The sequence below is a fragment of the Ehrlichia muris subsp. eauclairensis genome, assembly GCF_051097115.1.
In the GTDB taxonomy this organism is placed as follows: Bacteria; Pseudomonadota; Alphaproteobacteria; order Rickettsiales; family Anaplasmataceae; genus Ehrlichia; species Ehrlichia muris.
This window is the reverse complement of the sequence record NZ_CP118226.1, coordinates 310,428-333,649: the sequence shown is the minus strand read 5'-3', so window position 1 is coordinate 333,649 and position 23,222 is coordinate 310,428. Positions and strand designations below refer to the sequence as shown.

Sequence of the window (23,222 nt, the reverse complement as noted above, 5' to 3'; positions counted from 1 at the left end):
ATAGCACAAATTCGATAATGTGATTACAATACAAAACTTACCATAATCCCAATACAAATAATATAAGACCTACCTTATAAAAATGCTAATCCAAGATCTAGCTTTTTATTAGTATAAGAAGTTGATAAATAGGAAACAATTTCTACATATGTATTAATAGTTCCATACTACAAAAAGTACTAAGATTACGCAGACACTTGTCCTGCAACTATACATGTTACCCCACGATACTGATAGATGATTAAAATATTATAAATTCCTTTACTTTGACCCTTAAACATAGAATTAAATCCCATAATAAAATCACTTATTGCTTATCATCATATTACAATAGCTGCTAGAAAGCTTATTATAACACATTTATAATTATTTCTAATTTTATAACACCATTACTTTATAGTATCATCTTATTACTTACTGTAATTATGAATAATCACCAGAAACATTAATAATATATTTGAAATTACTCCTAATTATTATACAGTGTAAATATATTACTTACTCAGAAATTAGTCATGATTATACGTATTGGCGTAGCAGACAAAGTACTACCAGAAAACTATACAAGCAATGATGTGATGGTTTACACAATAAATGTTCAACATAATTTAGACTCAGCAATTATTCATAAAATAGGTTCTGCGCTAACCAATCCAATAACACAACAATTCTTTGCTTTCATATATGACAATATAGAACTGAACTATAAAGAAGTAACCACTAATACTAATTATAATCTACTTAACACTTTCAAAGCAAACTGGTCATTAGAAAGATGCTTCTTACCTAGAGTTACTGATAACGTTGGTAATACTACTAAATGCATAATAAATGAAATGCTAGAATATAAAACAGCAGTAGATGTATTAACTTCTAAAGTTACATTTGGACAAGGACCTATACCACAAGAAGAAGACATACTTAAATTATTTAATCCGTTAATAGAGTACTGTAAATTATCTTTTGCAAAAGGAGAAACATTTAAAGTAAGATTCTTTGGAAATAAACAGATATCAAATCTAAACAATATATATACTGACTCTTCTACATGTAACAGTATATTCCCAATCCCATATGTTAAGTATGAAGACCTTTTTCCACAAGATAAAAAACAAAACACCTATGTGACTTCTGTAGATTTAAATATTCAAGATCATGAATTAATACAAATCAGTAGACATGGAATTAATGGTCGAGGAGCCTTGAATCTATCACTAGAAGCAATGCAGGTTATTCAGGCATACTTTAAAAAAATTCAACGTAATCCTAATGACATTGAACTTGAAACATTAGCACAAACTTGGTCAGAACATTGTAAACATAATATTTTTTCCTCTCCTATAGATGAAATTACAGATGGGCTTTACAAGCATTACATAAAACGTGCAACATATGAAATAAACTCAGAAATATGTATATCTACATTTTCTGACAATGCAGGAGCAATAGTATTCGATGATGATTTCATTATTGCAGATAAAGTAGAAACACATAACAGTCCATCAGCACTTGATCCATTTGGAGGAGCAATTACTGGAATATTAGGAGTAAATAGAGATATCATTGGATTTGGTAAAGGAGCAAAACCAATACTAAATGCCTACTATTTTTGCTTTTCCGAATCAGATGAAGAATTATATAGGGATAAATCTTGCACAGTCAAAACATTGTCATCCAATACAATAATGGACGGAGTAATAAAAGGTGTAAATTCTGGTGGAAATTGCTCTGGGATACCAACAAGCTTAGGATCTGTGTACTTTGATGATAGGTTTCGTAGTAAACCATTAGTTTTTGTAGGATGCACTGGCATTATGCCACGCATAATTAATAACTCATTATCACATTTAAAGAGTCCCAACAATGGAGACTACATAGTTATAGCAGGAGGTAGAACAGGAAAAGATGGAATACATGGTGCTACCTTCTCATCTAACGCATTAACTGAACATAACAGCAATAGTACAGCAGTACAAATAGGAGACCCTATTACTCAAAAAAAGCTGTCTGATGCAATAATTAAAGAAGCCCGAGATCTAGGTTTATACAATGCAATAACTGATAATGGAGCCGGTGGATTATCTTCTTCTGTAGGAGAAATGGGTCACAGTGGATTCACAGTAGAACTGGATAAAGTATTACTGAAACATGACAATATGTTACCCTGGGAGATTTGGGTTTCAGAATCTCAAGAAAGGATGACTTTTGCTGTTTCTCCTAGCAAATTTCCAACATTTGAAAAAGTAATGAAAAAACACGATGTTGAAATTAGTATCATTGGAGAATTCAACAACAGTAATAAGGCTGTAGTACTATATAATGGATCCATTATTATGGATATAGACATAGATTTTCTGCACAATGGTGTTCCGAAAACCCACTTGCGAACTAGCACATGGCTAAAAACCACAGAATCAATACCAATATCCCACCAAAAGTGTGATAAACCATTAGAAATTGAGTTAAATGAGATTGTACAAAGAATGAACATATGTAGTAAAGAATTCATATCCTTACAATATGATCACGAAGTACAAGGCACATCTGTAATCAAACCTATTCAAGGTATAGGAAGAGTAAACGGAGATGCAACAGTCATTAGGCCAATATTATCATCAAAAAGAGGAATAGTAAAATCGCATGGATTAGGGTCAAGTTACGGAGAAATAAGCACATATCACATGGCAGCTTGTGCAATAGATACTGCTATACGCAATTATGTTACAATAGGAGGAAATTTTCACCACTTAGCATTATTAGATAATTTCTGTTGGTGTGATTCAACAAACCCACAACGATTATGGCAGTTAAAAAATGCAGCACGGGCATGTTATGACTATGCCACAACATTTAGAACACCTTTTATTTCTGGTAAAGATAGCATGTTTAATGATTTTAAAGGATATAATAGCAAAGGAGAACAAATTAACATTTCTGCTCCCCCTTCACTTTTAATTTCTACTCTTGGAATCATAGAAAATATAGAGAATGCTGTAACACTTGATGTGAAAAATCCAGGAGATTTAATATACATACTAGGTACAACTTATGATGAGCTTGGAGGTTCTGAATATCAAAAATATAGCGGCATAGGAAATAATAATGTACCACAAGTACATGCTGAACATGCTAAAAAATTATATACATCTTATAATAAGGCTATCAATGCAAATCTTATAGCATCAGCAATTGCAGTCAACTTAGGAGGAATGATAATAAGCTTAGTAAAATCACTTATTGGAGGACAACTTGGAGCCGAAATTAGTTTATCGTCAATACCAACATGCAATATTAAAAATAACGATTTAAAAGAAAAAGTTATTCTATTTTCAGAATCACAAAGCAGGATTCTAGTAACAATAGGGAAACACAACAAGCAAGAATTTGAATCAATATTCAAAGAAATTCCACATGCAAATATAGGTAAAATAACTTCTACAAATACCCTTATAATAGAAGATATACATTCCATCGATTTAAACACACTTGAACAGAGTTATAAGAAATTCAGTAATATGAAAATACAATCATATAGAAATGTGGCACACACCTAATATATTACACAGTTAAAATAGCTCTATAAAAAACATAACAATGTAAGCATCTTATTAAAATCACCATATATCAAATTTAACCTTACTATTTACATATAAACTGTAAGTGCAAAACAAAGAGTCACATAGTCAGCAAAGAAAAAACTTCATTTATGTGAAATATAACAAATCAATGTTAGCAGTAATAAAGCCATGTTACATATGATAGAATACATCATAAAAACGATATCTTCGTTCTCAGCCTCATTCATCATTAGTATCATACATACTTCCAATTTACACAGTACTTCAATATACTAATCAATACATAAAACCCAATAGAACCAATCATGTTACCATAGTAACCCATAGTTTTGAGTCTAATAACACTTCGATACACTAATTAACACATCAAAAAACTATCTATAGCGCAACACACAAATAACATAATAAAATCAATAGAAGTTATATTATATTACCATAGTACACATAGTTTTAAGTCTAATAACATTTCGACACACTAACACATCCAAAAACTATCTATATGAAACACATGCTAAACAGCACAGGTCAAATAATAACAAACAAAACCCAGAATATCATCATGGTATCCTACAAGTTCAGATAATATTCTAATATACCAAACAAAGCATTGAAATAATCTTCAAAACAAAATACACTGCCCCTTTAAGCTAACAAGCAAAATGTATATGCCCAGTAACGATGTTGTGATTCTAGCATTAGGAAGTAACTGTAGTAACATGTTAGCATACATTAAATCCGCAATTAACATGTTACCTTTACATAATAAGCATTATTCCTATCTTTATAAAACTCCAGCCTTACTACCAAAAAATGCAGCCGATCATTGGAATACCCCTTATTTAAATATGGTAATATCAGGATATACATGTTTATCCCCACACTCCATGTTAGAAAGGATTAAATCCATAGAAAAAAAGCTTGGTAGAACTAATCATGAACATTGGGCACCTAGAACTATAGATATTGATATCATATTGTGGGGAAATAAAATGTTGGATACTAGAATTTTATCTATACCTCATAAACAAATGCATTGTAGAGATTTTGTTCTCGTACCATTATGTGACATTTATGCACGATTCCCTCATCCAATATTCAAAGTGTCAATATATGAAATGCTTACAAAGCTAAATAGTATCAATTTAATCAAACAAAACTCACATATATTGTGAAGACTCTCTTATACAAGATAAAAAAGATGATTGTTAGGTATATTAATAGTATAGCATTAAAAATAGAGATTTTCTCCCATAGTATCAATCTTACAAATAAAAATCCACTTATGTCTAGCAGTATATCACTCATTATAGTTGAATAGTTAATACCAAAAAACATTCTAACTTTTTTTATATAATATAAACAACAATAAGCTATCCCTAAGTATATTGATAGCATAGAATTACAAAACATATGTATTTCTAATTCTAAATAATATCAATCTTAAAAACAGAATTTATATATCTCTAGCAGCATATAATTAATTTTAAAGGGTTTTCATATAACATTAAGTATACTAACATAACTTAAATTAACACCTACAGCAACGATAGCACATTATAAAATAAGTAAATTAATAAAAAATTTATTAGATTTAGATAATTAAAAAATACTCTATTACTTATCTTCAATTACACCTTATCATAACCATATAAACACTTTTATAAATATAGAATAACCATCAATATCATACTAATGAATGTGATATTTACTTTTTAAACAAAATCTAGATTTATTTGACTATGCATACCACTTACAAATTCATTAACTGTAGCACCGCTGTTCCTTATAATACAGTAAAATAATATATAAAATTATAATGCTTATTTATTTTTTATCACAAAATGCTACACATTGTTTATAGGTAATTATTTTTCCGCCACAGCTAGAAAAACATAAATCATAATCACTTTTACATAATCTATCACACTTATCACTCTGACATAAACTGACAGGATGCTGTTTTTCTGTTGCAAGATCTTTATTGCTGCCATACACATTTGAAATAAAGTTATCATACCCATTGTAACGATCAAAATTCTGCTCAGTACGACACATCTCCATATATATATCACATTGAGTCTTACATGTAATATCACTAGAACAAGACTGGTTGCATTTTAAGTGCTTACTTTCACATGAGTTACTATCACTTTGCTTTGGTTTACTATTCCCACTATTTCCACTTTCATTATTATTTATTATATTAATGAGTGGTTGAGAACGTTCTTGAGCACTTATCACTTTTTCAGTTAATTTACAGTTAGTGACATTAACTTGACATTGTCTGTAGCAATCATTTCTCACATAAGCACATTTTACTACACAATCCTTCCCAAATTTACTGTCTGGATTTTTATATTCTATTTTAGTACTATAAATAGGACTGCAAGAGGCCTGTAGTATCAATAAAAATAATATAGAACCAGGTATTTTCATAGATGAAACCACATTACACTTTTATAAAAATATACACAACATTATTAATAATCTAATTAACTACGCATTACTTAATAAATTTATTCTTAAATCATGCATGCGTTCTAAATGAACACTATCCTTTGGTAAATATTTTTTTGCTAAACCAAAGTATTTATCAAAATCTCTTTTATTATTCTCAAAAAAAGACTTACTTGCCAACGAAAAATATGACATTCCTAAATCCCCTGTCTTACCATAAGCTATAGCCAATTGCTTCCAAGCAAAAATATTATCCGGTTCCTGATATGTAACCTGCTCCAAATAATTTACTGCTTCTTCTTGATTATATAACAACAAAGCCTGTGATGTTTCAAGTTTTATTAAAACATCATCAAAAGAGAACTTAAGTGCTAATTTATAATTTTCCACAGATTTTTCAATGTCACCTGCTTTATATAAAATTTGTGCTTTTAACTCATAAAGATAAGGATCCTCTGGAGATTGTAATATTAAACTGTCAAGTTTTTCTAAAGCCTTTAAAACATCAGATTGCTTATAAAAAATAATAGATTGCACATATGGAGATAACTGACTTATATCATTTTTCTCATTGACTAAACGTTCTATTGGATTAAAAAATGCATTAATTTTTTCTACTACTCGCCTGAATTTATGTATATCTTCATCAGAAAAACCATTAACTTTATTACGATTGCGATAATTTTGCATCTGTAATAATCTGTCATAACTAAGAGGATGTGATAATAAATATTGATCAATACTTCCTCTATATTGTGCTTCTAATGAATAAAAATGCTTGAACATTTTAATTAATCCATCATTGCTATATCCAGCTTCATCTAGATATCGCAATGCACATTGATCCGCAGATGCCTCCTGTAGACGACTATAAAGAAAAAACATTCTTTTACTAATATCACTAGTAGCAAGAGCTATTGCTTGACCCATATCGGGATTTACTGCAACTGCAGTAATAATACCTAAAACATACCCTATCCCAGATAAAATCATAGAATTTTGTATTTTATTTTTACGAAATAACACATGTTTCTGAGATATATGACCAACCTCATGAGCTAAGACCCCAATTAGCACACTAGGATCCTCTGAAAACTGAAATAACCCATAATTCAAAAATACATCATGATTATTCCCATCAACATAAGCATTTACCACTTTATCATTAACAATAAAAACTCTAACAGTCTCAGGATTAATCTTAGCTGCAGTGAATATTGGAAACGCTATCTTCTTTATTACAGACTCAACTTCACTATCTCTAAATATCATATAACCATCTTGACAAAATGACATATTGCCATAAAGCAAAATAATTAGAGATAATATTAAGCTTCTAATATTCATAAGTTAACCAACTTCCATAGTTTCATTGAAATATATTATACATATTGTAGATAACCTTCTAAGAAAATTAATGATTTACTATATATACCTGCAACTGTTAATAATATATATAGTTTTACCATAAACACATCTCTTTTAATGCTTTTTAACTGTTTATATTACGTACAATATGTAATACAATAAAACCTAGCATGTAAAAAACGAGGTAAAATGACTCTCAGTAAACCTGACAAACCATTTAGTTCTCCAGAAGAACTGAAAAACCTTATAATATTCATTCTTGATAAACATAAAGCTAGCAATATTGTTACAATTAATATCAGCAGTAAAAGTAACTTAGCAGAATATTTAATAATTGCTTCAGGCGAATCAAGTTATCATGTAAAATCCTTAGCTGAAAGAATTAGGAAAGAAATCAAACCATATAAAAAGCTATCTATTGAAGGGCTAAAAGATGGTAACTGGGTAGTATTAAACTGCTACAATATATTGGTACATATTTTCAGACCAGAAGTAAGAGAATATTATCAACTCGAAAACCTATGGAATTCTCAATTAGATGAAGAAAATTAAAAAATTTTTTAAGCAATATGCACAATATTCTTATTACAATTAAATGTGACATAAGTTTAATGAGGCTAGTACACAAAGTTTATTACATCTTTTAGCTTTATACTAGATCGATTTACCTAAGAAGTTAGCCACAGTCTAATTCCTCACTCAGTTTATATAAAAAAGCCTAAAATTTATTATACAGAATACAACATGGAAATTCATTATACATCTGGATTTCAAAGTGATTTACTATAAATAATTAACTATATCCTGCTCTCATTAACTTACAAAAAACCTATTAGATAAATCCAACACATAGACTCATTACACTCCTTAGCATTAAAATTGACTTGATACAAATAACTAACTACAGTTAAACTTTCAATCCAATATTATCCTTACATAAATATTTAAAAATTATTATATAATTAAAAACATGTAACTAGTTTAATACAAACTAGAACATAACTTAGTATATTCTCAAAAATTTGGAATATTCATGTACACAAAATATTTATTGTGTAAAAAAGACACTGAAATTCGTTTGCAACTAAAATATCCTATGAAGAATTCATTAATTACAAATCATGAATAAAAACAATAAAGAAAAATTTTTATATAAATAGTACAGCAAAAAGATTTTAATTCAGTGTTTAATTGATAAAACGAGAAAAACATGAATCACTTTGTGGTTGCAAGAAGATCTGACGATTCTGTAATATCAGTACAACAAAATAACATTTTGCAAAATTTAACAATTTCTAATCTGAATAAAGCAGCAGAAACACTTTTAGATTACACAGCAGAAGAACTTTCTAATAAGCCATTATCAACTATATTACATAAAAACATTGTAGATAATATAAATAGCTATTTAGAATACACAAGTGATGGAACTGATTTATTTGACATTTTATCCAAAACACGTAACTGTTCTTTTGTTGGAAGAAATAATAAAATAATCCCAGTAATACAAAAAGTCTTTCGAACTACAGCTGCTAATCAAAATATAATAAATTATGAGATTTTAGTACGAGATGCTAGTATATCACAAAAGCTTGATATATTTAGGCAATCCATAATTTCTAATAAAAAGTATAGCATGCATTCAGTTTTTAATATAATGGATGAAGTATCTACAAAAACAGAAATAAAGATCGTATTAGACTTCCTTCATAAACACAATAAACACGCTATCATAAGTATGATACAACTAGATCCACCATATAATAAGTCTAATATAGACACTTTAACACAACACACTATCAACTTGTTACATAAAAACGTTAGAGAAAGTGATATAATTGGGTACATAGGAGATTACAAGATTATTTGTATCTTATTAGGATGTAAATCTGAACATGCATATTCAGCAATATCCAGAATACACAAAAACATTAATAATAATCTTCAAAATTTCCATGCAAAGATTTCAATAGGTTATGCTCAAATGCATAACGAAATTGACACAGAACAAATTTTAACAAACATAAGTAACATATTATTCATTGCTCAACAAGAAACAGCTGGAGGTACAATCAAAAGTACTAACATTCCATAAAAAACACCTACTAAATTTTCATTTAATACTCTTCCTCAGTAATTTTTTATATTTTAGTAGTACCTGATTAATTATCAAACACACATTGCTTTTTAACAATAAGAGATAACTTTCAGAATATTGTTTGTATTTACAAATTACTACAATCTATGCAGTACATATACATAGCACTGCATATAAATAAATTAATTTATAATAGTAAATTCTTCATACTAAACACATATAGAAAACTTAAAAATAGTGTTCTGCATTTCATATGTCATTTTTGCATTATAACTATCTAAAAGCATCATTAGAAAATTTACTTGAATATTCTTTGTATTCAATTCTTGATTAGATATGTCCCTACCAAGAATACTCTTAATACTTTCGTGCATTTCTATTTTTTGTGCAGAAGCTATTGTTTCTATAAATAAACCATTACTATCTGACTTAGACAGTACAATTTTTACCTTAGTTCCATTTATCATGAAAAACATTAATATCATAGTTATATTAGCAAGTAACTTATTGATTTTTTCAACCAACTCAATATCAAAAATCTGTATATCGACATCCCATTCAAGAATAATTTTTTTTCTCTTCAGATAATTTTTTATATTATGCTTAGTGGCATTAAAATCACCATTATCATCAGAAATACTATAAGCTTGCTTCAATAGTTTAAACTTATTCATTACATCATCAGCTGCATCAGAAAGTAAAGGTATCATACCTTCAGCTAAGCTTTCATCATCACCTAAACACTCTATATAATTTACTATTACTCCTACAGATCCAGCTAGATCATGCAACAACCTTGCAGACACTAACTCTACGTTTGATAAAATCTTACTATTCTGCATAAAAATCCTATATTCAATATTATGTTCTTTAACTTTAATCTATCAAAAAAATAACCACACTAACTAGTAAACAACTTTTTATATGAAGTTCAAATATTTAATGCTATTCTGATTAATTAATTGTAAAAATGAGTTTCACATAAATTAAGGTGTCTATGAAAACATACTCAAGCGCTGGAGTTGATATTGAATCCGGTAATAGTCTAGTAGAAAAAATCAAACCAATCGCGTCATCAACATCTAGACCAGAAGTAGTTGGCAGTATAGGGTCCTTTGGAGCACTGTTCGATATGTCAAAAATAAAGGAATATAGCAAACCTGTTCTAGTATCCTCAACTGATGGCGTTGGTACCAAATTATGTATTGCACAAGAAGTAAATAATCATAAGACTATTGGTATAGATCTTGTAGCAATGTGCGTTAATGATGTTTTAGCACAGGGAGCTGAACCATTGTTTTTCTTAGATTATTTCGCAACGGGTAAAATAGATCATGATACTACTTTAGAAATTATCAATAGCATAGCAGTAGGATGTAAAAAAGCAAATGTCGCATTAATAGGTGGAGAGACTGCTGAAATGCCTGGAATGTATAGCGATAATAAATATGACATAGCTGGTTTTACAGTAGGTATTATTGAAGCAGATAATATTTTACCAAAAAATCATAGCATAAAAACCGGAGATATAATACTTGGATTAGCTTCAACTGGATTACACTCTAATGGTTTCTCATTAATAAGGAAAATCATCAGTGACAATAAAATCAGCTACCATGATGTATGTCCTTGGTCTGATCAAACATGGGCAAACTATTTACTCACACCTACACGTATCTATGTAAATTCCTTACTACCTATAATTTCATTAGTGAATGGCTTAGCTCACATTACTGGAGGAGGATTCATATATAATATACCACGTATTATTCCTAATCATCTATCAGCTACCATTGACTTAAATTCTTGGAAGATGCCACAAATATTTCATTGGCTAGATACTGAAGTACAAATACCACAAATGGAAATGTTCAAAACATTTAACTGCGGCATTGGTATGATATTAATTGTACCACAAGAAAATGAAGAGCAAACATTATCTCTCCTCAAAGTTACAGATGAAGTTGTATACAAAATTGGTAAAATTACAGAAAGGAATACTGAAGACCAAGTAGTATTTAACAAAATATAGCTGAACCACTCTTAAAAATAACTGAATAAACACTAAAATGAATTATACATATTGTTTAATTCTTTCAACCCATAAACATGTAATTGTACAGAATTACAGACAATGAAAATGGTATAGCACCATAACAAATATATTTGAACAAGCTCTTAAAAATGACAAATAAACATCAGAGTGCAATTATATATATTTTTTACTTTCCACTTATAAAAATGCAATTATATATAAAATACAGAAAATAAAAACACAGCATCCCAACAAATATACTTAAGCAAGCTCTTAAATCAGCAAATAAATATCAGTAATGGAACACCTATACACTATGTATTTTATTACTATTATTACGTAGATAAAGTTTTATCTAAATAATCAGATTTTATAAAAATTATTCATCCACACTTTTCAGACATGTATTAAGTAACTATTCTTTCTTTATAACCTGAGGGTGAAAATTCTTATAGTGGTCAATTACACTTTTATGATCCAAATGAGTATAAATTTGTGTAGTCGATAAATTAACATGACCTAATAATTCCTGTATTGATCTAATATCCGCACCACCTAGAAATAAATGTGTAGCAAAACTATGACGTAATGCATGAGGAGTTACAGTATCAGGTAAATCTATTTCTTTACGAATTTTCTGTATTCTATTTGCGAAATAAGTCCTCCTAAGCTTTTTACCATTAACTCCTACAAAAACGTATTCATTCCCAACCGCACTTAATTTTACATGATATGGACAACATTTTATATATCCATCTAAACTCTCACGCACTATAGGTAAAATAGGTAAGATTCTTTCCTTGTTCCCCTTACCAATAATTAAAAGTTCATCTCCTCTAATATCTTGAAACCTTAAATTTACTGCTTCACTAATCCTTAAACCACACCCGTAAAGGAGCATAATTAGTGCGAAATCACGTTTAACTATCCAATCATTGTGTAATAAACTATAGTAATCAAGTATCCTTTGAATGTGAGATTGAGCTAACGTTCTAGGTAAAGTGCTTTTAAGCCTTGGTCTAGACAAACAAAAAATTGCTTGATTATCCACATTATAAGTACGTGACAAATACTGAAAAAAATTTTTCAACGCTGACAAAGATCTCGCATTTGTCACAGCTTCTATATTAGCCTGATATCTAAATGCAAACCATTTTCTTAAATCTGTAACTTTTATATTAATAATATCCTCTAAAGTAACAGAACGTAAAGTACACCTATATAAAAATTCGATAAATTTATTAACATCTCTAAGATAAGAATCAACTGTATTAATCGAATATCTTCTCTCTTGCTTTATCCAAGATATCCATTCATTGATAATAACACACAAATCTTGACTTTTCATACGCTAAAAAACATAAAAACTTTAACTTACCGCATTATGCAGTTTACAAAAATATCAAAATGCAGAACATTGAGATAGAAATCTCCCAATAACAAATTATCCCTATCAACATTTTAAACATTTATTACTAATACTATAATTAATAATAATTCAATTCTTAACACTACATAATATATAATATATAATCGCCTCCAGCTAAGTCCTTTATTAAGTAGATAAAAGATGAAAACCACTATTTTAGGTGCAGGATCATTTGGCACAGCAATAGCAATTGCATTATCCACAAATAACATATCAGTTAACCTATGGGGACGAAATTACATAGATATGCAATCCATAGCAACTCATCGCACAAATCTTAAATATTTACCAACACGCAAATTACCAGAGAACATAATTATAAGTAGTAACATAGATGAAGTATTATCAGATCATAACATTTGCATTATTCTCGCAGTACCCACACAACAATTGCGTGCGCTATGTTATTCCATACAAAAGAAACAACATATATTTGAAAAAACACCTTTATTAATCTGTAGCAAAGGGATTGAAAACATATCTCTTAAATTCCCAAATGAAATAGTAAAGGAAATTTTACCAAACAACCCAATTTTTATATTATCTGGGCCAAGCTTTGCAAAAGAAATAGCAGAAGATCTACCATGCACTATAATGCTTGCAGGAGAAAATGAAGATTTAGGTATATCAATCACAAAAAAGATAAGCAGTAAGACTTTTAAAATAGTGTATAGCCAAGATGTATTAGGAGTACAAATTGGAGCTGCATTAAAAAACATAATCGCAATTGCCTGTGGAATAATAAAAGGGAAAAACCTAGGAAACAACGCTATAGCTACTGTTATAACTAAAGGAATGAAAGAAATAAAGAATCTATACACTGCAAAAAACAAGACTCTCGATCTTTCAACTTTAATTGGTCCATCATGCCTTGGAGATTTAATATTAACTTGTACCACAGCACATTCACGAAACATGTCTTTCGGAATAGAAATAGGACAAGGTGCAGACATAAGCAAAATGCTTAGCAATAAATTAAAAATCATAGAAGGCGTTAGTACTGTAAAACCACTGATATTGCTAGCAAAAGAACTTAATATAGAATTACCTATTTGCACGTCTATATACAATTTACTTTATAAAAATACACCATTAGATAAAATAATATCAGACATACTATAAGATATATAATGCAAACTCTTAAACTTAGTGCGACAATACCATACTACAATACACACTCAGGATCATTACCAACAAAACTAATTACATACTTATATACAATTTACTTGTATGTTATTAGAGAGGACAATGCTAAATACATAAAACACATAAACTAATATAAAAATACCAAACTAGATCTACATTTGATTTTACAAAACATAAACATATGAAAAACCTAACATTTTATAGATATACATCTCACTCATTATAACAACATTTTCAATCAAATACGAATATAACCAACCTAAAGAAAACTAACTGAGATTATAAAATAACATCCTATATAAAAATACTAAATATAAGTTACTCAGACATATTACATAATCCCAAAACTTTCAGTTTTCGATGAAGAGCAGAACGCTCCATACCAACAAATTCAGCAGTCTTTGATACATTACCTCCAAAACGTGATAATTGAGTTTTTAAATATTGTTTTTCAAATTCCTCACGTGCTTGGCGAAGTGGAATAGATATTACTTTAGCACTAAGAACATCATTAATAGGTGAATTTGATACTATATCTACCGGCAAATCTTTTGCAGTAATAATCTCTTTAGGAGATTTCATGATTAATATCCACTCTATAACATTACGTAATTGACGTAAATTACCTGGCCATTCATAAGACTGCATGGCTATTAAAGCTTCATCACTTAATATATATGTACATAATCCTATTTTCTTACATATACTATTCATAAAATATCTACACAGCTCCGGAATATCAGTACAATATTCCACTAGAGATGGTACTCTGATTGGCAGAACATTTAGTCTATAATATAAATCTTCACAGAACTTCCCAGCTTTTACTTCATTTTCTATATCTTTTGAAGATGAAACAATAATTCTCACATCCACACCTACAGGAATTTTACTGTTTTCTCTATATATTTTTCCTTCTTGTAATAACCTAAGTAACCGTAACTGTGTATCATATCTTAAATCTGTAACTTCATCTATAAACAGTGTCCCGTGATTTGCCTGCTCTATTATGCCAATATGAGGTGGTACTCTATGAGATAAGATATTACTGCTTTCTTCACTACCAAATATATTAACTAAGTAATTATTTGCAGGTAACATAGATGAATACATTGATATAAATGGTGTATCATACCCTTTTGACTTTTTATGTATTAACCTAGCAACTACCTCTTTTCCCACACCAGGCGATCCAGTAATTAAAATACGACTAGATGTAGTAGCAGCCTTATTAATCATACTCCTCAGGTTTTTTATTACAGAAGAGTTGCCAACTATCTCGTAGTCCTCAAATGTCGACTTTAATTCATCATTTTCTCTACGTAACCTACCAGATTCTATTGCTCTTTTAACTACTAATTTTAACCTACCTTCTGTAAAGGGTTTCTCTATATAATCATAAGCTCCCATATGTAAAGATTTTACAGCAGTAGCAATATTACCATGTCCACTAATCATAATTACAGGTAGATATGGATACCTTTCCTTAAGTTTTTCTAAAACACTTAATCCATCAATATCTGATCCTTTTAACCATATATCTAGTAACACAACATCTGGCTCTTTTTCATAAGCCATCTTAATAGCAGACAACCCATCAACTGCTAATTTAGTTACATAATTATCATCACTTAATATATCCTTTATTAAATTTCTTATATCAACTTCATCATCAACAACCAATACTTCAGAAATATACAATCTTTCTTTGGACATTTCAAAATTCTGTGCCATAATTACCTATAATTCTGATGAAACACCACAAAACACAGTGTACTCCATAAAAGCACACCCAATAATACTACTATACACATTAATGATCAACAACCAATATATAAAATTCGTTATTTTTAATCTATAAATTTTAAACATATAATAAAAATTTGTTATAATTATCATTAATTTATCAAATATAGGATTCCTATACATCCTAACAATCAAATAAACATAGCAATATATAATTTATTATCAATTTTATAAGCTCATCATAACTAATTGTTAATAAATTATTCGATTATATTAATCTGAGCAGGGATACGCATATCTACAGTTTTCCAAATTAAAAATTCATTAGAAGCTTCATATATATTAAGTAAATTATTCCAAGCATTATAAGGATTTTCCTTGGGTAATTTAATGTTCACTCCACTAGATAAGATAATATCCCAACAACCATCATCAACATAAGACATAGAAGAAATCATATTACTGAGAACACTATTCTCATTAATTAACTCCTTCACAAAATGTAAATCTTTCAATGCTTCATTACCATATATTGATATCAAATCATCTCGTTCTTCATTACTATTGACAATAATATGCCCTGTATCATCAATGATTGAACTGCCATAATCATGATACCAATTTGCAAAAGGTAAATACTCTAGAATTTTTATTTCCAAAATATTAGGCAATAACCGTTTCACTGAAACATCTTTAATCCACTGACTACTACCCTTTATTTTTTTCTGTAATCCACTTAAAGACATAGACAAGATAGACCTATCAACATTAATAAACCCTTGTATACAGTCTGAAGTAACAAATTTATTTCCATCAATAACTATTTCATCAATAGAAAAGCCCCATCCAACTAATTGCTCTGACATATAATTTGATACAATCAAAGCACAATTTTGTAACTTACTAAGTATTTGACCTTTAAAAAAATACGTAAAGGCTATACTAAAAACAACTATCATAAAAAAAATTAAGTGCTTGCGAATAAAAAAACGCCTGACTAATTTAAGAATATTCATACCAGTGATACTATTAGCATTATTTAAGGACTGATAATTACCCATATCTTTAAGATCATCAATTTCTCTCATAATAACACCATAACTCTTATAACTTAAAAATTTCAGTTTAAAGTACTAACTCCTAACAGCAGGTCATCTTAAAAAAATTCAGCAATAAAAATTCATATATATATATGAATACCTATTACACAAAAAATTTAACCCTAAAAACATTAATAGAACATTTCATGTGATTAAAACATTTATATCAACTTTTCAAGCAATAAATACTACTTTACTTAACTAACCTTAGTATAAACCACCATAGCTGCAACATTATATCAAATCTAAATCATATATAATATCAAAATATAATGCGCTATAAGGTAACAATAAACTCATACTACCTATATTCATCTCAAACTAATAACTTGTAATTTTAATAGAGAAACAACTTATTATTATCTTTGATACTAAAATCTATAATAGGTTAACAAAAAAGTTAAGATTATTTTTAATAACATATTTAATAATTAGGCTGCAGAAAATTCTTCGAATTAATTTTTCAACTTTCTATATATAAAAAACTATCACAAAAACAAATGTGCAAACAAAAATATACTGTACTTATTATTTAATAATGAGAAAATTTCATTGATGAACTATATTTTTAAAATAATAGGATCTATATTAAATATAAAAACTTATTAATTTCCATAAACAGCACAATCTATTAACTACTGCGTTTTTCATAAAATTTTTCTTCAAAACAATCCCAACATTTTTTTTCTAAATACACTCCATATAATTCATTAATTTGCAAAATACCACATGGAGAAGTAATATTTACTTCTATCAAATACCCATCCAATACATCAATTCCAACAAATATAATTCCCTTTCCTAATAATTCTTGCTCTATAGCTAAACATATATCCATATCATGGTCTGACAATGTTGCAACTTCTGGAACCGATCCAACTCTCAGATTAGTCCTTATCTCTTCAACCTCATTAGACAATATTCTACGTTTAAAGACTCCTATAGGCTTGCCATCTAGAATAATAATTCTCTTATCATTGCTGATGTTTGATATAAATTTCTGGGCAATTATAGGACATTTGTATTTCTCTATCATTAACTCTGTTACAACTGTAATATCAACATTGCTATGCATCCTAGTAACATCATTTCCACCATAACTATATAAAGGCTTTAATATTATATCCTTATGTTCTTGATAAAAATCCTGTAATACAAGACGATCTTCAGTAATGACAGTATCTGGTATAAATTTAGGGAACGAAAGAGGTAATAACTTTTCTGCATGATCTCTAAGACTTTTAGGATTATTTAGCACAAGTGGTCTTTTTAATCTCTCTAAAATATAGGTACTCGTAATATAACGCATGTCAACCGGTGGATTTTGACGTATAAAAATTATATCAATATCTTCAAGTAACAATTCTTGCACATCAGCACATTGTAATCTTTTTTCCTTTACAGTTACTAAGCAAGCTTTAGCAATTGGAACATTACCTTTCATTGCCAATTGATTAGGAGAATAAAAGAATACAGTATGTCCCCTATTTTGCGCCTCTTGTATAAACTTAACTGATAGATCTTTATCAACAACAACATTTTTATCCATCTGAAAAGCAACAACTAGCGCCATATATCTCCTTACATTCCAAACTTACTAAGTTAACGACTCTTTACAAAAAAAGACTTTCATTATAAAACTAGAATAACAAGATTCATAAGATATCGAAACATAAAAAGATTATCAGTAGATAACAACTTAACCTTATAAGCATTACTTATATTAAAATGAATAATCTATCACAATATTAACGCATACAATATTTAACACAAAACTACATTTGCAGCATACAGGCCAACGTATCTTATATTAAATATGCAGCTTAAATCACCCACTAATAAAACATCATACATACAAAATCATTTTATATACAATAACAATCTATTAGAATTGATAGCGAATAATTAATTACGCAATTTACTATCTTTTAACCTTACATAACTAATTACTTGCTTTACTTTTTTTACTTTCTGTGCTATTGACACAACCTTATCTAACTCTTCTTGATCCTGAGCTATACCCATTAAATAAACAGTTCCATCTATCGTGTTTACACTATAGTTCATAGACCTAACCTTACTTTGAGAAAGAATCCGTGCTTTAACTTGAGCACTAATCATAGCATCAATAGCTGTTTCTTTTAGATCAATTGCGCTTTTATCTACAGTTATTTCATTAACAACTTCCCTAACATCCTTTTGCTGCCACGCAACCTTTTCAGCTTTTATTTGATCATCCAACGATTTTACATGCCCTATCAGTAATATACGTCCCTCACTCACTTTAACAGTCACTTGAGGAAATAACCCTACCTTAAACAGTTCTTTATTAACTCTAATTAATATTGCTGTATCATCTATAGTATCACCAACTGACTTATCTTGTAACGTAATAATTGCACCTGTAGTAACAGCAAGACCAGCCATTATTCCTGAGCAACCAGTTTGGCTCACAATCAACAAAGTTAGTAACAAAAAATTTACTAAAAAACGCATATGGAACAGTAAAAGCATAAAGCGATAGGTTTTATCCTATACAACTTTTCATAGTGTGTAAATAGTAAAATATTTTATACCTTTTTAAGATATAAGACACTTTAATACTTTGGTAATTATAATGTTCTGCTAAAAATCTAGTAAAACTACCTAATCAAGCGAGCGTAAGAACAAGTGTTATTTAAGCTTACTTGTTAAAATACTTAATTATGTACAAAATGACTATATTTATTTACTAACATAAATCAAACTTTACATTTCTTGAACAATCATAATGTTACATGAATACATTAAAAATAAAAAAAAAAATTAAACCACGAATTTTAAAAATTACTCAATAATAATATTTCAAAAATGCTTTTAATGTATTCATTATCGTATAAAATAAACTTGCATTAAAAATACAGATTTTTATGAACATATATAGAACACACTTATGCAATGAATTAAGAGAAGAACACATAAATCAGGAAGTCACCCTTTCTGGCTGGGTATACAGAAAGCGTGATCATGGAAAAATTATTTTTGTCGATTTACGTGATCATTATGGAATCACACAATTAGTGTTTAACGAATCCGACAATCAGAATTTCCAATTAATTACTAATCTAAGGTTGGAAAGTGTAATTACAATAAAAGGGTTAGTAGTCGCTAGAGATAATTCTACTATAAATACTGCAGTTAGTACAGGGCTTATTGAAGTAGTAGTAAAACATGTTACTGTTGAAACAGAAGCAAATATCTTACCAATGAGTATTGCATCAACACAAGATTATCCTGAAGATACAAGGTTCAAGTATAGGTTTTTAGATTTAAGACGCGACAAAGTGAAGAACAATATTATCTTAAGGTCTAAAGTCATTGCAGAATTACGAAAAAGCATGGAAAGTATGGGTTTTATTGAAATACAAACCCCTATTTTAACATCATCATCTCCAGAGGGAGCAAGGGACTATTTAGTACCAAGTCGCATCCATCATGGTAAGTTTTATGCTTTACCTCAAGCGCCACAACTATTTAAGCAAATATTAATGGTTAGTGGTTTTGATAAATATTTTCAGATAGCACCTTGTTTTAGAGATGAAGATGCAAGGTCAGACCGTTCACCTGGAGAATTTTATCAACTAGATATCGAAATGTCCTTTGTTACCCAAGAAGACGTATTTAATGTTATTGAACCAGTATTACTAAATGTATTTAGTAAATTTTCAACCAAAACTATTCACAAAGAATTCCCAAGAATATCATATTATGATGCAATGTTACATTACGGATCAGACAAACCAGATTTGCGGAATCCGTTAATAATCCAAGATGTTACAGAAATATTCAGAGATTCGCAATTTAACATATTCAATTCAAATATAAAACAGGGAATGGTAGTGCGAGCAATACCAGCACCTAATACAGCAGCCAATTCACGAAACTTTTTTGACAATAAGATTGAATTTGCAAAAATGCTAGGAGCACAAGGGTTAGGATACATTACTTTTAATGATGATTATTCTGCAAAAGGACCTATAGCTAAATTTCTAGATGAAGAAAGATTAAATAAAATCAAATCTATCTGCAGTTTACAACCTGGAGATAGCGTATTTTTTGTATCAGAGACAGAAGACAAAGCTGCAGAATTTGCAGGAGAAGTAAGAACTATACTAGGAAAAGAGCTCAATTTAATCGAAAAAGATACCTTTAGGTTTTGTTGGATTATTGACTTCCCATACTTCAAGTATGATAAGAAGGAAAAGTCCATTAACTTTTTTCACAATCCTTTTTCAATGCCACAAGGAGGATTAGAGGCTTTGAACAACCAAGATCCTTCAAGTATACTTGCACATCAATATGATATAGTTTGTAATGGGATAGAAATCTCTAGCGGTGCTATTCGTAACCATAAACTTGACATTATGTACAAAGCATTTTCTATAGCTGGATACACTAGAGAAATGGTAGATCAAAAATTCAATTCTTTAACTCAAGCTTTTAAATTTGGAGCACCACCACATGGAGGAATTGCTCCAGGAATAGACCGTATGGTAATGTTATTAGCAGATGCAACAAATATTAGAGAAGTAATTTGTTTTCCACTTAATCAATCCGGTGAAGATTTACTCATGGGATCTCCATCAGAAATAGATAAGGAACACCTGAAATTGCTATCATTAAGCATCATAAAAAAGTCCTAAATACAGATTTTAATATGCTCTTAAATACTAATAACTACAGACAAGTAGTTTGTTTCCTACTGTTAACCTGGAAAAATTTATTCATAGAGCTGTCATTAGAAATAGATAAGAAGGATCTAAAATTACTATCTTAAATATCATAAAAATTTTGAACTATATTGACATTCTTCATCTGATTAAGCACTGGTAACACTACAACAGTAAAAATATTACACATTAAATTAATTAAATACGCTAATTCCTAAGCCAAGAATACAATGATAGTTATAATTCTTGACACCAAAGGTCAATTAAACATTGAAAATAATCCTGACTTTAATAGAATCTTAATAAATGTTTCACAAAAATGGTAATTTAGAAATTTAAATATAATGATAAAACAACCAACTACAGTAATATTTGACTGGTATAATACGTTAATTAATACTAGCATCAACATTAACCGTATAACTTTCAATCAAGTATTAGATAAGATGGGACATAAAAATATAGATCTGGATCTTATTCCAAGTTCCACAATACCAAAATACCTCGCTACATTCTTAGGAAAAAGGTGGAAAGAGGCAATTACTTTATATGAAAATAGTTTAGAGAAATCACAAGAATTAGACAGCTTTATACTAAACGATGGAGCGATTGAACTATTAGACACCTTGAAAGAAAATAATATAACTATGGCAATAGTAAGCAATAAAAACGGCAAAAATTTACGGTCTGAGGTACATCATAAAAATCTAACACACTATTTTGATTCTATAATCGGTGCTGGAGATACAGGAGCTACCAAACCATCCCCTGAACCAGTATTAGCAGCATTAACAAATATAAACGTCCAACCAAGCAAAGAAGTATTTTTCATAGGAGATAGCGCATCAGATATCCAAAGTGCTACTGACGCAGGATGCCTACCTATAAAATATGGGAGCACTACCACTGTAAATAATATTCTCTCTTTTAAAAATTTCGATGATATTCGTCATTTTATCTGTCAATTAATAAACATATGAGTACAAAAAGAATTAAAATTGCAAATACAGTAAAAAGGGTGTTAGCAAGTATTATTGACCATATAATTATATCATTACTTAACTACCCCATCGTATTGTTAACAAATGATATAACAATCATACCATTTATTTTTAACATGTTAAGTAGCTGTTACTATTATACATATTTCCTATCTTCTAAAACACAAGCATCTATTGGACAAAAAATATTTAATATATACACTATACGTTGTGATCATAAAAAAATTGACACTTGGTTAGCATTCGACAGATCATTATCAGAATTTCTTTGTCCTGCTATCCTAATGATAAATATACAAATCGTAAATATGAACATTAATAATAGCTTCATAATAAGTATTATATCTTTGATTACTATGCTAACATTAATAGCATCAGCATGTTGGTATTTAATTGCTTTGTTTTCACAAAAGCGTCAAACTTTTCATGATATTATATTTAATACCACAGTAGTAGAAAATAAACAATTTTAAGATTGAGCTATTACTATCAATGGTAACCCCATGTCATAATAAACATAACAGACACACCTTAGTCATATCTCCATATTACAAT

General features: G+C 29.2%; 17 protein-coding genes. 9 read left to right on the top strand and 8 right to left on the bottom strand.

Translation table 11 applies throughout. The annotated features are described in order from the left end of the window. Positions 1–515: 515 nt before the first annotated feature. Positions 516–3,554 carry a phosphoribosylformylglycinamidine synthase subunit PurL gene (gene purL / locus PVA18_RS01355; protein WP_045804812.1) on the top strand — a complete coding sequence of 1,013 codons (3,039 nt, stop codon included), beginning with the start codon at positions 516–518 and terminating at the stop codon, positions 3,552–3,554. A gap of 689 nt (positions 3,555–4,243) precedes the next feature. Continuing rightward, positions 4,244–4,750, top strand: a complete 507-nt coding sequence (folK, locus tag PVA18_RS01350) for a 2-amino-4-hydroxy-6-hydroxymethyldihydropteridine diphosphokinase (protein ID WP_086375101.1) — start codon at positions 4,244–4,246, stop codon at positions 4,748–4,750. 652 nt (positions 4,751–5,402) lie between these two features. On the opposite strand, the gene PVA18_RS01345 is transcribed toward folK, so the two are convergent. Together PVA18_RS01345 and PVA18_RS01340 are read right to left on the bottom strand one after the other, a co-directional pair. After that, positions 5,403–6,026, bottom strand: a complete 624-nt coding sequence (locus tag PVA18_RS01345) for a hypothetical protein (protein WP_434431851.1) — start codon at positions 6,024–6,026, stop codon at positions 5,403–5,405. A 48-nt stretch (positions 6,027–6,074) separates the two neighbouring features. Beyond that, positions 6,075–7,382, bottom strand: a complete 1,308-nt coding sequence (locus tag PVA18_RS01340) for a M48 family metalloprotease (RefSeq protein ID WP_045804815.1) — start codon at positions 7,380–7,382, stop codon at positions 6,075–6,077. Between the two features lie 210 nt (positions 7,383–7,592). Between PVA18_RS01340 and rsfS the strand changes: the two genes are divergently transcribed. Together rsfS and PVA18_RS01330 are read left to right on the top strand one after the other, a co-directional pair. Next, a complete protein-coding gene (rsfS, locus tag PVA18_RS01335; protein WP_045804816.1) occupies positions 7,593–7,955 on the top strand; it encodes a ribosome silencing factor in 363 nt (120 codons plus the stop codon). A 658-nt stretch (positions 7,956–8,613) separates the two neighbouring features. After that, positions 8,614–9,498 carry a PAS domain-containing protein gene (locus PVA18_RS01330; RefSeq protein ID WP_045804817.1) on the top strand — a complete coding sequence of 295 codons (885 nt, stop codon included), beginning with the start codon at positions 8,614–8,616 and terminating at the stop codon, positions 9,496–9,498. Between the two features lie 212 nt (positions 9,499–9,710). On the opposite strand, the gene PVA18_RS01325 is transcribed toward PVA18_RS01330, so the two are convergent. Further along, the gene (locus PVA18_RS01325; RefSeq protein ID WP_045804818.1) at positions 9,711–10,343 is read right to left on the bottom strand and encodes a histidine phosphotransferase family protein; all 633 of its coding nucleotides are present in this window, start codon (positions 10,341–10,343) and stop codon (positions 9,711–9,713) included. Positions 10,344–10,498: 155 nt separating this feature from the next. Between PVA18_RS01325 and purM the strand changes: the two genes are divergently transcribed. Then, positions 10,499–11,533, top strand: coding sequence for a phosphoribosylformylglycinamidine cyclo-ligase (gene purM / locus PVA18_RS01320; protein WP_045804819.1), 1,035 nt, complete (start codon positions 10,499–10,501; stop codon positions 11,531–11,533). 418 nt (positions 11,534–11,951) lie between these two features. Here purM and PVA18_RS01315 read toward each other — a convergent pair whose 3' ends face one another. Continuing rightward, positions 11,952–12,884, bottom strand: coding sequence for a tyrosine recombinase XerC (locus tag PVA18_RS01315; protein ID WP_045804820.1), 933 nt, complete (start codon positions 12,882–12,884; stop codon positions 11,952–11,954). A gap of 222 nt (positions 12,885–13,106) precedes the next feature. Here PVA18_RS01315 and PVA18_RS01310 point away from each other — a divergent pair, with 222 nt between their 5' ends. Next, on the top strand, positions 13,107–14,087 hold the full coding sequence (locus PVA18_RS01310) for an NAD(P)H-dependent glycerol-3-phosphate dehydrogenase (RefSeq protein WP_045804821.1): 981 nt from the start codon (positions 13,107–13,109) through the stop codon (positions 14,085–14,087). A 342-nt stretch (positions 14,088–14,429) separates the two neighbouring features. Here the strand turns inward: PVA18_RS01310 and PVA18_RS01305 are convergent, their stop codons facing one another. From PVA18_RS01305 to PVA18_RS01290, 4 genes are all read right to left on the bottom strand, one after another. Further along, entirely contained in the window at positions 14,430–15,845 is a 1,416-nt protein-coding gene (locus tag PVA18_RS01305; RefSeq protein ID WP_045804822.1) for a sigma-54-dependent transcriptional regulator, read from the bottom strand. Between the two features lie 272 nt (positions 15,846–16,117). After that, complete coding sequence (locus PVA18_RS01300; RefSeq protein ID WP_045804824.1) at positions 16,118–16,945, bottom strand: cell division protein FtsQ/DivIB; 828 nt, start codon at positions 16,943–16,945, stop codon at positions 16,118–16,120. Positions 16,946–17,588: 643 nt separating this feature from the next. Next, the gene (gshB, locus tag PVA18_RS01295; RefSeq protein ID WP_045804825.1) at positions 17,589–18,530 is read right to left on the bottom strand and encodes a glutathione synthase; all 942 of its coding nucleotides are present in this window, start codon (positions 18,528–18,530) and stop codon (positions 17,589–17,591) included. Between the two features lie 332 nt (positions 18,531–18,862). Beyond that, on the bottom strand, positions 18,863–19,453 hold the full coding sequence (locus PVA18_RS01290) for a BON domain-containing protein (protein WP_045804826.1): 591 nt from the start codon (positions 19,451–19,453) through the stop codon (positions 18,863–18,865). Between the two features lie 413 nt (positions 19,454–19,866). On the opposite strand from PVA18_RS01290, the gene aspS reads away from it, so the two are divergent. The 3 genes from aspS to PVA18_RS01275 all read left to right on the top strand — a co-directional run bounded on the left by aspS (position 19,867) and on the right by PVA18_RS01275 (position 23,140). Next, on the top strand, positions 19,867–21,639 hold the full coding sequence (aspS, locus tag PVA18_RS01285; protein WP_045804827.1) for an aspartate--tRNA ligase: 1,773 nt from the start codon (positions 19,867–19,869) through the stop codon (positions 21,637–21,639). 371 nt (positions 21,640–22,010) lie between these two features. Continuing rightward, a complete protein-coding gene (locus PVA18_RS01280) occupies positions 22,011–22,646 on the top strand; it encodes an HAD family hydrolase (RefSeq protein ID WP_231568505.1) in 636 nt (211 codons plus the stop codon). Beyond that, complete coding sequence (locus PVA18_RS01275; RefSeq protein ID WP_045804828.1) at positions 22,643–23,140, top strand: RDD family protein; 498 nt, start codon at positions 22,643–22,645, stop codon at positions 23,138–23,140. Before PVA18_RS01280 ends, PVA18_RS01275 begins: the two co-directional genes overlap by 4 nt. Positions 23,141–23,222 lie beyond the last annotated feature (82 nt).